The 13,717-nt window shown below is 69.1% G+C and carries 13 protein-coding genes; 11 read left to right on the forward strand and 2 right to left on the reverse strand.

The annotated features are described in order from the left end of the window. Window positions 1–64 precede the first annotated feature (64 nt). The 7 genes from AB0P18_RS04885 to AB0P18_RS04915 all read left to right on the forward strand — a co-directional run bounded on the left by AB0P18_RS04885 (window position 65) and on the right by AB0P18_RS04915 (window position 7,947). Complete coding sequence (locus tag AB0P18_RS04885; protein ID WP_363359185.1) at window positions 65–1,492, forward strand: trehalose-6-phosphate synthase; 1,428 nt, start codon at window positions 65–67, stop codon at window positions 1,490–1,492. Then, window positions 1,489–2,274 carry a trehalose-phosphatase gene (gene otsB / locus AB0P18_RS04890; protein ID WP_363359186.1) on the forward strand — a complete coding sequence of 262 codons (786 nt, stop codon included), beginning with the start codon at window positions 1,489–1,491 and terminating at the stop codon, window positions 2,272–2,274. The genes AB0P18_RS04885 and otsB overlap by 4 nt, the downstream gene beginning before the upstream one ends. Window positions 2,275–2,283: 9 nt before the next feature. Then, the gene (gene ilvD, locus AB0P18_RS04895) at window positions 2,284–3,990 is read left to right on the forward strand and encodes a dihydroxy-acid dehydratase (RefSeq protein ID WP_363359187.1); all 1,707 of its coding nucleotides are present in this window, start codon (window positions 2,284–2,286) and stop codon (window positions 3,988–3,990) included. A 43-nt stretch (window positions 3,991–4,033) separates the two neighbouring features. Beyond that, entirely contained in the window at window positions 4,034–5,836 is a 1,803-nt protein-coding gene (locus AB0P18_RS04900; protein ID WP_344054133.1) for an acetolactate synthase large subunit, read from the forward strand. Window positions 5,837–5,839: 3 nt separating this feature from the next. Beyond that, window positions 5,840–6,349: an acetolactate synthase small subunit gene (gene ilvN / locus AB0P18_RS04905; RefSeq protein WP_344054132.1), complete on the forward strand. Its 510-nt coding sequence runs from the start codon at window positions 5,840–5,842 to the stop codon at window positions 6,347–6,349. 35 nt (window positions 6,350–6,384) lie between these two features. Next, on the forward strand, window positions 6,385–7,410 hold the full coding sequence (gene ilvC / locus AB0P18_RS04910; RefSeq protein WP_363359188.1) for a ketol-acid reductoisomerase: 1,026 nt from the start codon (window positions 6,385–6,387) through the stop codon (window positions 7,408–7,410). Between the two features lie 129 nt (window positions 7,411–7,539). Continuing rightward, entirely contained in the window at window positions 7,540–7,947 is a 408-nt protein-coding gene (locus AB0P18_RS04915; RefSeq protein WP_344054128.1) for a DUF6855 family protein, read from the forward strand. 4 nt (window positions 7,948–7,951) lie between these two features. Here the strand turns inward: AB0P18_RS04915 and AB0P18_RS04920 are convergent, their stop codons facing one another. Next, window positions 7,952–8,848, reverse strand: a complete 897-nt coding sequence (locus AB0P18_RS04920; RefSeq protein WP_363359189.1) for an oxygenase MpaB family protein — start codon at window positions 8,846–8,848, stop codon at window positions 7,952–7,954. Between the two features lie 69 nt (window positions 8,849–8,917). Here AB0P18_RS04920 and AB0P18_RS04925 point away from each other — a divergent pair, with 69 nt between their 5' ends. From AB0P18_RS04925 to serA, 3 genes are all read left to right on the forward strand, one after another. After that, complete coding sequence (locus AB0P18_RS04925; protein ID WP_344054124.1) at window positions 8,918–9,418, forward strand: DNA polymerase III subunit gamma/tau; 501 nt, start codon at window positions 8,918–8,920, stop codon at window positions 9,416–9,418. Beyond that, window positions 9,415–9,786, forward strand: coding sequence for a bacitracin resistance protein (locus AB0P18_RS04930; RefSeq protein WP_363359190.1), 372 nt, complete (start codon window positions 9,415–9,417; stop codon window positions 9,784–9,786). Before AB0P18_RS04925 ends, AB0P18_RS04930 begins: the two co-directional genes overlap by 4 nt. Before the next feature lie 146 nt (window positions 9,787–9,932). Beyond that, window positions 9,933–11,537 carry a phosphoglycerate dehydrogenase gene (gene serA, locus AB0P18_RS04935; RefSeq protein WP_363359191.1) on the forward strand — a complete coding sequence of 535 codons (1,605 nt, stop codon included), beginning with the start codon at window positions 9,933–9,935 and terminating at the stop codon, window positions 11,535–11,537. Here serA and AB0P18_RS04940 read toward each other — a convergent pair whose 3' ends face one another. Further along, on the reverse strand, window positions 11,538–12,083 hold the full coding sequence (locus AB0P18_RS04940) for a TetR/AcrR family transcriptional regulator (RefSeq protein ID WP_344054118.1): 546 nt from the start codon (window positions 12,081–12,083) through the stop codon (window positions 11,538–11,540). It lies immediately after the preceding gene. Between the two features lie 76 nt (window positions 12,084–12,159). Here AB0P18_RS04940 and AB0P18_RS04945 point away from each other — a divergent pair, with 76 nt between their 5' ends. Next, window positions 12,160–13,710 (forward strand): MFS transporter, encoded by a 1,551-nt coding sequence (locus tag AB0P18_RS04945; RefSeq protein ID WP_363359192.1) that lies wholly within the window; start codon window positions 12,160–12,162, stop codon window positions 13,708–13,710. The last annotated feature ends 7 nt before the right edge of the window (window positions 13,711–13,717 follow it).

Genomic DNA, 13,717 nt, shown 5'->3' on the forward strand with positions numbered 1-13,717 from the left:
GCAACCCCCACGGCCCTTGACAGCCCGCTGTTAGCCTGGGAAGCCCCCGAGTCAGGAGTCCTCCGTGCACAAGGCCGAGTTCGTCGTCGTCGCCAACCGCCTCCCGGTGGACCGCGTCTCCGACGCCGGAGAGGGGGAGTGGCGTCGTTCTCCCGGTGGCCTGGTGACCGCGCTGGAACCGGTGATGAAGAAGGCCGACGGCGCGTGGGTGGGCTGGGCCGGTCAGCCCGACGTCGATCTGGACCCGTTCGAGTTCGACGGCACAATGCTCGTGCCCGTCACGCTGAGCGCGGAGGACGTGGAGCTGTACTACGAGGGTTTCTCGAACGACACGATCTGGCCGCTGTACCACGACGTGATCGCCGAACCGCGCTACAAGAGAGTCTGGTGGGAGTCGTATGTCCGGGTGAACCGCCGCTTCGCGCAGGCGGCCGCCGACGCGGCGGAGCCGGGAGCCACGGTGTGGGTACAGGACTACCAACTGCAGCTCGTGCCGCGGATGCTGCGCGATCTGCGGCCGGATCTGGTCATCGGCTACTTCCACCACATTCCGTTCCCCGCATACGGTCTGTACTCGCAGCTGCCGTGGCGTCGGCAGGTGCTGGAGGGCCTGCTCGGCGCCGACGTCATCGGCTTCCAGCGCGTCGCGGACGCCGGCAACTTCGCCCGTGCCGTGCGCCGTCAGCTGCGGTACGAGACGAAGGCCTCCGGCATCGTCGTACCCGAGAAGGACGGCACGACCCGCCGTGCCCTCGCGAAGGCCTTCCCCATCTCGATCGACGCGACCTCCTACATCGAGCTCGCACACCGTGACGACGTGCAGGCCCGCGCCCGTGAGATCCGCGAGAGCCTCGGCAATCCGAAGCGCATCTTCCTCGGCGTCGACCGTCTCGACTACACCAAGGGGATCCGTCATCGCCTGAAGGCGTTCGGCGAGCTGCTGACCGACGAGAAGCTCAGCGTCGACGACGTCACGCTCGTGCAGGTCGCGAGCCCCAGCCGCGAGCGCGTCGCCGCCTACATCCAGTTGCGCGACGAGATCGAGCTCACGGTCGGACGCATCAACGGCGATTTCGACACGATGGGGCACACGGCGATCCGCTATCTCCATCAGGCCTACCCGCGCGAGGAGATGGTCGCCCTGTTCCTCGCGGCCGACGTCATGCTCGTGACGGCCCTGCGCGACGGCATGAACCTCGTGGCGAAGGAATACGTCGCGTCCCGGGTGGACAACCGCGGCGTCCTGATCCTGAGCGAATTCGCCGGCGCCGCCGATGAACTCGGCACCGCCCTGCGGGTCAATCCGCACGACATCGAGGGCCTCAAGGAGACCATGATGCGCGCGGTCGAGATGGCGCCCGCCGAGCAGGGGCGACGCATGCGCGCGGCGCGGCGCCGAGTGCTCGAACACAGCGTCGAGGACTGGTCCCGCGAATTCCTGGAGGCACTCGCGCAGTTCCACGGCGCGGGCCGGTCCGGAGTCGACGCGTGAGCGGCGGGTACCTCCACGACGCGCTGGCCCGGGTCGCGGCATCCGATCGGCTCCTGGTCGCCCTCGACTTCGACGGCACGCTCGCTCCGCTCGAGGACGACCCGATGAGTGCTCGGGCGCTGCCGGAGGCGGCGGCCGCCGTCGCGGCGCTGGCAGAGCTTGCGGATACGCCGGTCGCCTTCGTCTCGGGCCGGAGCCTGCACGATCTGCGGGAGATCGCGGAGCACGGCGACGACTCGCCCGTGTACCTCGCCGGATCGCACGGGGCCGAATTCTGGGTGCCCGGCGAAGGACAGGTGGCCACCGGCGGCGACGCGGCGGCAGACGCGCTCCGCGACGTGCTCCGCGAAGAGCTCACCTCGCGGTTGGCGGATCTGGACGGAGTGTGGGTCGAGCCGAAGACGTACGGATTCGGCATCCACACCCGCGTCGCGAGCGCCGCGGACGCCGCCACCGCACGCGACGCCGCCGACCGGCTCGTGGCCGAACGTGCGCCGCACTGGCGGCGCCGCACCGGCCACAACATCGTCGAGTACTCCTTCCGCCACGAGGGCAAGGACTCCGCCATCGCGGCGCTGCGCGAGCGGCTCGGCGCGACCGCGGTGCTGTTCGCGGGAGACGACGTCACGGACGAGGACGCACTGGCGAGCCTCGGGGATGCCGATCTCGGCATCCGCGTCGGCGACGGCCAGACGGCGGCTTCGGTGCGTGTCGGAAGCATCCAAGAATTGGCCGACGCGTTGAGCGCGCTGGCACGGATGCGAGCATCGTCGCGGCAATAGACTTTCAGGATGCCCGGTCCTGAGATCTCCATCGACATCAAACCCCGCAGCCGTGTCGTCACGGACGGCATCGAAGCCACGACGTCGCGAGGCATGCTCCGCGCCGTCGGCATGGGCGACGCCGACTGGGACAAGCCGCAGATCGGCATCGCCTCCAGCTGGAACGAGATCACCCCCTGCAACCTGAGCCTCGATCGCCTCGCGCAGGGTGCGAAGGAGGGCGTGCACTCGGGCGGCGGCTATCCGCTGCAGTTCGGAACGATCTCGGTGTCGGACGGCATCTCGATGGGTCACGAGGGCATGCATTTCTCCCTAGTGAGCCGCGAGGTCATCGCCGACTCCGTCGAGACGGTCGTGATGGCCGAGCGCCTCGACGGCACCGTGCTGCTGGCCGGCTGCGACAAGTCCATCCCGGGGATGCTGATGGCCAGCGCGCGCCTGGACCTGTCCAGCGTCTTCCTCTACGCCGGATCGATCGCGCCGGGCTGGGTGAAGCTCTCCGACGGCACCGAGAAGGACGTCACGATCATCGACTCGTTCGAGGCGGTCGGAGCGTGCCTCGCGGGGAAGATGAGCCAGGAGGACCTCAAGCGCATCGAGTGCGCGATCGCGCCGGGCGAAGGCGCGTGCGGCGGGATGTACACGGCCAACACGATGGCCTCCGTCGCCGAGGCGCTCGGTCTGAGTCTGCCCGGCTCCGCGGCGCCGCCCGCCGCCGACCGCCGCCGCGACTATTTCGCCCACCGCTCGGGTGAGGCCGTGGTCAACCTGCTCAAGCTCGGCATCACGACGCGGGACATCCTCACGCCGGAGGCATTCGAGAACGCGATCGCCCTCGCGATGGCGCTCGGCGGATCGACGAACGTCGTGCTGCACCTGCTCGCGATCGCGAACGAGGCCGAGGTCGAACTCACTCTCCACGACTTCAACCGCATCGGCGACAAGGTGCCGCACGTGGCGGACATGAAGCCCTTCGGGCAGTTCGTCATGAACGACGTCGACCGCCACGGCGGCATCCCCGTCATCATGAAGGCGATGCTCGACGAGGGACTGCTCCACGGCGATGCGCTCACGGTGACCGGCAAGACGCTCGCGGAGAACCTCGCTGACCTGAACCCCGACCCGGTGGACGGCACCGTCATCCACTCCTTCGACAACCCGATCCACGAGAAGGGCGGCATCACGATCCTGCACGGCTCGATCGCGCCCGAGGGCGCGGTCGTCAAGTCAGCGGGCTTCGACTCCGACGTGTTCGAGGGTCCGGCGCGCGTCTTCGAACGCGAACGCGCCGCGATGGATGCGCTGGAAGCGGGCGAGATCTCGGCCGGCGATGTCGTCGTGATCCGCTACGAGGGCCCCAAGGGCGGCCCCGGCATGCGCGAGATGCTGGCCGTGACCGCCGCCATCAAGGGCGCGGGGCTCGGAAAAGATGTACTACTCTTGACGGACGGCAGATTCTCAGGCGGCACAACCGGCCTGTGCATCGGCCACATAGCACCCGAAGCGGTGGACGCAGGTCCGATCGCCTTCGTGCGCGATGGTGATCTGATACGGGTCGATATCGCGGCTCGCACTCTCGACCTACTCGTCGATGAGGCTGAGCTTGACTCCCGCCGCTCCGGCTGGGAGCCGCTTCCTCCGCGCTATACCCGTGGCGTCCTGGCCAAGTACTCCAAGCTCGTGCGCTCCGCTGCGGAGGGCGCGGTCACGGGATAGGCCCGACTTCCTGCTCTTTCATCCCCGACAGAGGACCATCATCATGCCCGCCGAAACCGCCACGGCCGTTCCCCGGCCCCCCGCTCGCACCGCTTCGGCGCCCGTGCTCACGGGCGCGCAGGCGGTCGTCCGTTCGCTCGAACTGCTGGGTGTGACCGACGTGTTCGGTCTGCCCGGCGGCGCGATCCTTCCGGTCTACGACCCGCTCATGGACAGCTCCGAGCTGCGTCACATCCTCGTTCGCCACGAGCAGGGCGCCGGACACGCCGCCGAGGGCTATGCCGCGGCGTCCAACAAGATCGGCGTCGCGATCGCGACGTCCGGTCCCGGGGCGACGAACCTCGTCACCGCGATCGCGGACGCCTACATGGACTCCGTCCCGATCGTCTGCATCACCGGTCAGGTGTTCTCGACCCTGATGGGAACGGACGCCTTCCAGGAGGCCGACATCGTCGGCATCACGATGCCGATCACCAAGCACTCGTTCCTCGTGAAGGACGCCTCCGAGATCCCGGGCGCGATCGCCGCGGCATTCGAGATCGCCGGAACCGGTCGTCCGGGGCCCGTGCTCGTGGACATCACGAAGGACGCGCAGCAGGCGGAGGTGCCCTTCGTCTGGCCGCCGAAGATCGATCTGCCCGGCTACCGTCCGGTCACGAAGGCGCACGGCAAGCAGATCCTCGCGGCGGCACAGCTGCTCGCCGAGGCGAAGAAGCCGGTGCTGTACGTCGGCGGCGGTGTGATCCGCTCGCAGGCATCCGCCGAGCTCCTGGCCCTCGCCGAAGCGACCGGTGCTCCGGTGGTCACGACCCTGATGGCGCGCGGCGCCTTCCCGGACTCGCACCCGCAGCAGCTCGGCATGCCCGGCATGCACGGCACGGTGCCCGCGGTGCTCGCCCTGCAGGAGGCCGACCTGCTCGTGTCGCTGGGCGCGCGCTTCGACGACCGCGTGACCGGCAAAGCGGCGCTGTTCGCTCCGCACGCGAAGGTCGTGCACGTGGACATCGACCCTGCCGAGATCGGCAAGATCCGCACGGCCGACGTGCCGATCGTGGGTGACCTGAAGGAGGTCCTCGTGGACCTCGAGGCCGCATTCCGGACCCAGGTGTCCGCCGCCGGGCCCGACACCGAGGAGTGGTGGTCCTACCTCGACGGCCTGCGCACCGAGTTCCCGCTCGGCTACGCGCAGCCCACCGACGGACTCATGGCGCCCCAGTACGTCATCCAGCGGATCGGCGAGCTCACCGGCCCGGAGGGCGTCTTCGCCGCCGGTGTCGGACAGCACCAGATGTGGGCGGCGCAGTTCATCAAGTACGAGCGCCCGAACGCATGGCTCAACTCCGGCGGAGCCGGCACGATGGGCTACTCCGTACCCGCCGCGATGGGCGCGAAGGTCGCCGAGCCCGACCGGGTCGTGTGGGCGATCGACGGCGACGGCTGCTTCCAGATGACCAATCAGGAACTCGCCACGTGCGCGATCAACAACATCCCGATCAAGGTCGCGGTGATCAACAACTCCTCGCTCGGGATGGTGCGCCAGTGGCAGACGCTGTTCTACGACGGCCGCTACTCGCACACCAACCTCAACACCGGACACGGCACGGTCCGCATCCCCGACTTCGTCAAGCTCGCCGAGGCGTACGGCTGCCTCGCGATCCGCGTGGAACGCGAAGAGGATGTGGATGCCGCGATCAAGCTCGCGCTCGAGACGAACGACCGCCCCGTCGTGATCGACTTCGTCGTGAGCGCGGATGCCATGGTGTGGCCGATGGTCCCGCAGGGTGTCAGCAACAGCTTCGTCCAATACGCCCGCGACCACTCGCCCGCGTTCGATCAGGAGGCCTGAGCCATGTCCACGCACGTGCTGAGCCTCCTCGTGGAGGACAAGCCCGGTCTGCTGACCCGTGTCGCCGGGCTCTTCGCCCGCCGCGGCTTCAACATCGAATCCCTCGCCGTGGGCGTCACCGAGGTGCCGGGCCTGTCGCGCATCACGGTGGTCGTCGATGTCGATCAGCTGCCGCTCGAGCAGGTGACCAAGCAGCTGAACAAGCTCATCAACGTGATCAAGATCGTCGAGCTCGACGCATCTGCATCCGTCCAGCGCGAGCACGTGCTCGTGAAGGTGCGCGCGGACAACGCGTCGCGATCGAACGTCCTCGAAGTCGTGAACCTGTTCCGCGCGTCCATCGTCGACTACGCGCCGGACGCCCTCGTGATCGAGGTCACCGGGGACAAGGGCAAGGTCGAGGCGTTCCTGAAGGCGCTGGAGCCCTTCGGGATCAAGGAGCTCGCGCAGTCGGGTCTGCTCGCCCTCGGCCGCGGCGGCAAGAGCATCACCGAGCGCGTCCTGCGCGGCTGACCCCAGAACCAGAAAAACAAGGAGAAACACACCCCATGGCCGAGATCTTCTACGACGCCGACGCCGACCTCTCGCTCATCCAGGGCAAGAAGGTCGCGATCGTCGGCTACGGCTCCCAGGGCCACGCCCACGCCCAGAACCTCCGCGACTCCGGCGTCGAGGTCGCCATCGCGCTGAAGGAGGGCTCGAAGTCCGCTCCGAAGGCCGAGGAAGACGGCTTCGCCGTCAAGAGCGTGGCCGACGCGACCGAGTGGGCCGACGTCATCATGATCCTCGCTCCGGACCAGCACCAGCGCGGCATCTACACCGACAGCATCAAGGACAAGCTGACCGAGGGCAAGACGCTCGCGTTCGCGCACGGATTCAACATCCGCTTCGGCTACATCGACGCGCCCGAGGGCGTCGACGTGATCCTGGTCGCCCCGAAGGCGCCCGGACACACCGTCCGCCGCGAGTTCGTCGCCGGCCGCGGCATCCCCGACATCATCGCGGTCGAGCGTGACGCATCGGGTCAGGCGTGGGACCTCGCCCTGTCCTACGCGAAGGCGATCGGCGGCACGCGTGCCGGCGTGATCAAGACGACGTTCACGGAAGAGACCGAGACCGATCTGTTCGGCGAGCAGGCAGTGCTGTGCGGTGGCACGTCGCAGCTCGTCCAGTACGGCTTCGAGACGCTCGTCGAGGCCGGCTACCAGCCCGAGATCGCGTACTTCGAGGTTCTCCACGAGCTCAAGCTCATCGTCGACCTCATGTGGGAGGGGGGCATCGCCAAGCAGCGCTGGTCGATCTCCGACACGGCGGAGTACGGCGACTACGTGTCCGGACCCCGCGTCCTGGACGCCAAGGTCAAGGAGCACATGAAGGAGGTGCTCGGCGACATCCAGTCGGGTGCGTTCGCGAAGCGCTTCATCGCCGACCAGGACGCCGGCGCACCGGAGTTCCTCGCGCTGCGTGAGAAGGGTGCCGCGCACCCGATCGAGGCCACCGGCAAGGAGCTGCGTTCGCTGTTCGCGTGGAAGCAGACCGACGCCGACTACACCGAGGGCAGCGCCGCGCGCTAACCGTCCCTGAGACCGCCGTCCGATCCGGCACGGCTTCGGCCCGGTTCCGCTCCTTGCACCACGAGGAGCGGAACCGGGCCACTTCTGTATCGCCGGTGGGCGGAGTAACCTCCCGAACGGGAGGTCCCGATGAGCGAGGGAAGCGGCACGAGGGACGATCCGTGGCGGCTGACCACTGCGCCGGGAACCTCTGCGTACACGATGTACCGCGATGAGGACGCGGACCCTCCGGCGCTCGTCTGCCAGGTCGGATCGACGCGGTTGACGTATCGGTTGAGGGCCGTGGAGGATCTCACGAACTGGCTCCGCGCGCAGGAGGAGTGGGTTCCCCTCGGCGCAGCCGATGAGCAGAAGCCGGCCGCTGAGGGGTCGGTCGAGGCGTGGGGTCGCAGTCAGAGCAATCCGGTCGGCGGCTGGTACGGCCTGCGGAAGGGATATCGAGGCCGATTCGGCATGTACCTCCCGCCGCTCCTCGAGGCGCTCGGTCTGGCTGAGATGACACACGACCCGCGCAACAACCGCGTCCGCGCGATCTGAGAGCTCAGGTCGTCTCGCGCAGGCGTGCGATGCGCGTCAGCGCGGCCTCCTCCGACGTGGACCGCTCGCCCAGGAGCGACCGGGCGGACCGCAGCACCAGGCCGGTCGCCGGCACCGCCAGCGGAGCTGGACGACCGAGGCCGAGCATCGCGCGCTGCGAGGGATCGAGCGAGGCGATCGCGCCCTGGAACATGATCCGGTACGCCGGCAGCATCCCGGGGACGAGGGGAGGCCGGCGGATGAAGCGCACGACGTCGTGGACGCGGTCATCCGCCCGCAGGGTGCCGGCCTCGGAGAAGCCGCGTAGGCGCGCCCGCATGTCCGCGGCGGTGAGCGGGGGATCGGTGAGGCCGATGAGCTCTCCGGCCACGGCCCATTCCCGCACGTACGCGTCCGGTCCGCCCGGGATCTCCGTCTCCCAGATCTCGTGGCACGTCAGGAACGCGTCGGTGAAGGCCAAGTGAACCCACTCGATCAGGTCGGGATCGCCGGCGCTGTAAGGCACGGAGCGCCCAGACGCGTCGAGGTAGGTGCCGCGCACGCGCTCGTGGAGCGCGCGCACCATCGCCGAGGAGCGTTCGGCGGTCGCGCGATCGCCGAACGTGACGGTGATGAGCCAGCGGATCGTCCCGGTCAGCCTGCCGAGCGGATCCTCCCGATACCGCGACCAGTCGTGAACGCCCGCCATCGCACCCGGGTGCATCGCCTGCACGAGCAGGGCGCGGATGCCGGCGACCATCGTGGCCATGCCGCCGTGCACGGCCCATGACGCCGACCCGGGACCGAAGTACCCGGCATCCGTGCCCTCGGCGAGCTGCCTGACCCACGGCGGCGAGCCGTCGTCGGTGCCGGACAGCGTCTGCAACAGGTGCGACCGCCACCGATCCCGCATCGCCGTCATCCCGCCAGTACAGCACGCGCCGGAGCGCCGAGGGTCGGATCGGTCTATTCGCGCGGCTACGCTGGCACCATGGCCCGCGGCACAGACGACGACGCGCTCTCCTGGGACGGCGACGACGACCCGACGCTCGCGGTGGGGCAGACCCAGGATGCCGCTCCCGCCACCCTTCCGGAGGGCTTCACGCCCGTCGGACGCGGGAGCGAGAACGTCGGCGCTGTCTCGACCGGTTCGGCGGCGGATGCTGCGGCGGCGGGGGAGCCTGTGGTCAAGGCTCCCATGGGCAACGTGACGCTCGTGTCGCTCGGGATCCTCGGCGGCGTGTACCTGCTGTACGCCCTCGGCTGGGCGATCGGCGGACTGCGCCTGCAGGGTCGCGCCGCCTACCTGGTGACCGATGTGATGTTCCAGGGGAGCTTCTGGCTCGCCGTGCTCGCAGCGCCGCTCTGGTTCGCCACGGTCTACCTCCTGACGGCCGGAGGGAAGGCGTGGGTGCGTTTCGCGTGGCTCATCGGCGGCGTGGCGCTCCTGCTGCCGTGGCCCTTCGTGATGATCGGGGCGGTGGGCTCATGAGCGGGGATGCCGTCGCACCGGAGACCGCGACCGTCCCGCGCCGCACACCGACCTGGCTCGTGGCCACGATCGCGGGCGGCTTCGGGCTCTTCTACGCCTACGCGGTCTGGAACGCTCTCGGAAACCTGATCCAGAGCGTGCAGTTCGCGGGCGAGAACGGTTTCGTGCTGAGCCCGATCGGCTGGGTCATCTGGATCCTCGCGGTCATCTTCCCGATCGCCGCGTTCGCCGCCGCGTTCGCGATCGGGTATCGACGTCCGGCCCACCATCTGATCCTCGTCCTGCTCACGGGGCTCGCCCTGACCGCCGTGTTCTGGCTCAACGTCGTCGCGTACACCGAACTGAACTACGCCTCGCTGCTGGCGTAGCCGGGTGTCCCGGCCGTCATACGGGCGGGTCCTCACGGGGCGAGCCGATAGAGTGTGAGTGAATGCGCCCCGATGGCGTGCGGCGCAGCATCCACTCGTCTGTTCGGCCGCGATTCGCGCGCCCACGCTCCAAAGGATCCGCTGTCGTGACGAAGCCCGTCGTGCTCATCGCCGAAGAACTCTCTCCCGCCACGATCGACGCGCTCGGTCCGGACTTCGAGATCCGCCAGATCGACGGGACTGACCGCCCCGCGCTCCTGGCCGGTCTCGCCGACGCCAGCGCCGTGCTCGTGCGGTCGGCGACGCAGATCGATGCGGAGGCGATCGCCGCCGCTCCCGTGCTGAAGATCGTCGCCCGAGCCGGCGTGGGCCTGGACAACGTCGACATCAAGGCGGCCACGACCGCGGGTGTGATGGTCGTGAACGCGCCCACATCGAACATCATCTCCGCAGCCGAGCTGACGATCGGGCACATCCTGAGCCTCGCCCGGCACATCCCGGCCGCGCACGCTTCTCTTGCCGCGGGCCAGTGGAAGCGCAGCGCCTACACCGGCACCGAGCTGTTCGAGAAGACCGTCGGCATCGTCGGACTCGGGCGCATCGGCGCCCTGATCGCCGAGCGGCTGCGCGCCTTCGGCGTGCGGGTGGTGGGCTATGACCCCTACGTCACGCCCGCGCGCGCCCAGCAGCTGCAGGTCGAGCTCCTGCCGTTCGATGACGTGCTGCGCCAGAGCGACTTCGTGACGGTGCACATGCCGAAGACGCCGGAGACCACCGGCATGATCGGCGCCGAGCAGCTCGCCCTGATGAAGCCGTCGGCCTACGTGATCAACGTCGCCCGGGGTGGTCTCATCGACGAGGTCGCGCTGCGCACGGCGCTCGTGGACGGGGTGATCGCCGGTGCCGGCCTCGACGTGTTCACGTCCGAGCCTCCCGTCGCCGACTCCACGGCGGCGGCGCTCCTGGACCTTCCGAACGTCGTCGTCACGCCGCACTTGGGCGCCAGCACCGACGAAGCGCAGGAGAAGGCCGGCATCTCGGTCGCCCGCTCGGTCAAACTGGCACTCGAAGGCGATCTGGTCCCGGACGCCGTGAACGTCGCGGGCGGCATCATCGATCCGTTCGTGCGCCCGGGGATCGCCCTGGTCGAGAAGCTCGGACAGTTCTTCACGGGTCTTGCGCACGCCGCCGTCACGAGCCTGGACATCGAGGTCCGGGGCGAGCTCGCCGCCTACGACGTCAGCGTGTACCGGCTCGCGGCGCTCAAGGGCATCCTGACGAACATCGTCAGCGAGAACGTCTCGTACGTGAATGCGCCGCTGTTCGCCGAGCAGCGGGGCATCGAGACGCGGCTCGTCGTCGAAGCGGACAGCCCGCTCTACCGCAACCTCACCGTGCTGCGCGGGACGCTCGCGGACGGGACCGTGCTCACGGTCGCGGGGACGCTGGCGGGCACCCGCATGGTGCCGAAGGTCGTCGGCATCAACGGGTACGAGATCGAGGTGCCGTTCGAGCAGCACCACATCGTGATGCGGTATGCCGACCGCCCGGGAATCGTCGCGATCTACGGGCAGCGCCTCGGCGATGCCGGCATCAACATCGCAGGACTCCAGGTCGCGCACCCGGACGCCTCCGGTCGTGCCCTGTCCGTCCTCACGGTCGACTCGCCCGTGCCCGAGGAGATGCTGACCGAGCTGCACGCCGCGGTCCAGGCAGATCTCTTCCGCCAGATCGAGATCACCGAGCCGTAGTCAGCGCTTCGCGGCGCGCTCCACCAGGGCGATCAGTGCGTCCATCTCGGGTCCACGGGGCACCGGGCCGGGTATCGAGCCGCCGGCCAGGGCATTGTTGAAATAGAGCCCGTCGCTGACGAGCATCACGAGGTCGAGGGATGCGGCATCCCTCGTGTGCGGTCGCAGCGCGTCGCCCCAGCGTTCCCGCACCTCACGCAGCGCGGTGCTCGCCGCCGCGTTCCCGCCCTGAGCGAGCCGCGACGTCGCGAGGATCGCGCGGTCCAGCGGATCGTTCTGCATGATCGAGGATCGCAGGAAGTACGAGATCGGCCCGTCGGGGGCGGACGACATCTGCGTGATGTCATCGCTGACGAGCAGATCGAGCCGCTCGATGACGCCGCGCTCGAGCGCGTCCTTCGACCCGAAGTGATACAGCAGTCCGCCCTTGGAGACGCCGGCCGCGCGGGCGGTCGCGTCCATCGTGGCGGAGCGCTCACCGTCTTCGATCAGGATCGCCTCGAAGGCGTCGAGCACGCTCTCTCGGGCATGCGGGGGACGGCTCATCGCTCGATCGTATCCGTCGGGTTGGTCGCCACATCTGATACTATACCGGCTGGACGGTTTAGAAACTGAGGATGACATGACGGACACACTGACCAGGATCCCGACGACGGTGGCACCGCGCGTCGGATGGCGCGGCTGGGCCGCCCTGGTCGTGCTCATGCTGCCGGTCCTGCTCGTCTCCGTCGACAACACGGTGCTGAGCTTCGCCCTTCCGCAGATCGCGCTCGACCTCGAACCGACCGCGACGCAGCAGCTGTGGATCATCGACGCCTACCCGCTCGTGCTCGCGAGTCTGCTCGTGACGATGGGCGTGCTGGGGGACCGCTTCGGCCGCCGCCGGATGCTCCTGATCGGCGCGACCGGGTTCGGCGTCGTCTCGGCGCTCGCGGCCTTCGCGCCCAGCGCCGAGTGGCTGATCGCCGCGCGCGCGGCGATGGGCGTGTTCGGGGCCATGCTCATGCCCTCGACGCTCTCGCTCCTGCGGAGCATCTTCACGAACCGCGATCAGCGCCGTCTCGCGATCGCGGTATGGGCTGCCGGGTTCTCGGCCGGTGCGGCCCTCGGCCCGGTCGTCGGCGGCATCCTGCTCGAGCACTTCGCGTGGGGAGCTGTGTTCCTCATGGCCGTGCCCGTGCTGGTGCCGCTGCTGATCCTCGTGCCGATCCTGGTGCCGGAGAGCCGGGACCCGAACCCCGGTCGCTTCGACCCGATCAGTGTCGCGCTGTCGCTGCTGACGATGGTGCCGATCGTCTACGCGATCAAGGAATTCGCGGTGCACGGCACGGAGACCGCGATCCCGTTCGTGCTCGTCATGGTCGGCATCCTGTTCGGCGTGCTCTTCGTCCGTCGCCAGAACCGGCTCGAGACGCCCATGCTCGACATGGCGCTGTTCCGTACGCCGAGCTTCTCCGGCTCGATCCTGGTGAACCTGCTGAGCGTGATCGCGCTCGTCGGCTTCCTCTACTTCGTCGCCCAGCACCTGCAGCTCGTGGTCGGGCTCTCGCCGCTGGATGCCGGACTCGCCCTCGTGCCCGGCCTGCTCGCGATGATCGTCGCGGGGATCGGCGTCGTCCCGATAGCGAAGCGCGTCGCCCCGCGGCTCGTGGTGCCGATCGCGCTGCTGTTCTCGATCGCCGGCTACCTCCTGGTCGCGGTGAGCGCGCAGACGGGTGCCCTCGCGGTGCTGATCGTCGCGTTCATCGCCCTCGGCATCGGCATCGGCGCTGCGGAGACGGTCTCGAACGAGCTCATCCTCGCCAGCGCCCCGCCCGCGAAGGCCGGCGCCGCGAGCGCCGTCTCTGAGACGGCGTACGAGCTCGGGGCGGTCCTCGGAACGACGATCATCGGCGGACTCCTCGCCGCGTTCTACCGTGAGAACCTCGTGCTTCCCGACGGCCTGCCCGCGACGATCTCCGAAGCCGCACGCGAGACGCTCGCGGGCGCGGTCGCCGGCGCGGCCACGCTCGACGAGGCTCTCGGCGACGCGCTCCGAGAGGCCGCGGCGCACGCGTTCGACGCGGGCGTCGGGGTGACCGCGCTGATCGGCGCAGGTCTGATCGTGATCGCCGCGGTCATCGCGGCGGTGACCCTGGGCGGTCGCCCGCACCGCGAGCGCGTGGAGCACTGATCCGTCG

Source organism: Microbacterium sp. NPDC064584, from assembly GCF_040687315.1.
GTDB lineage: Bacteria > Actinomycetota > Actinomycetes > Actinomycetales > Microbacteriaceae > Microbacterium > Microbacterium lacus.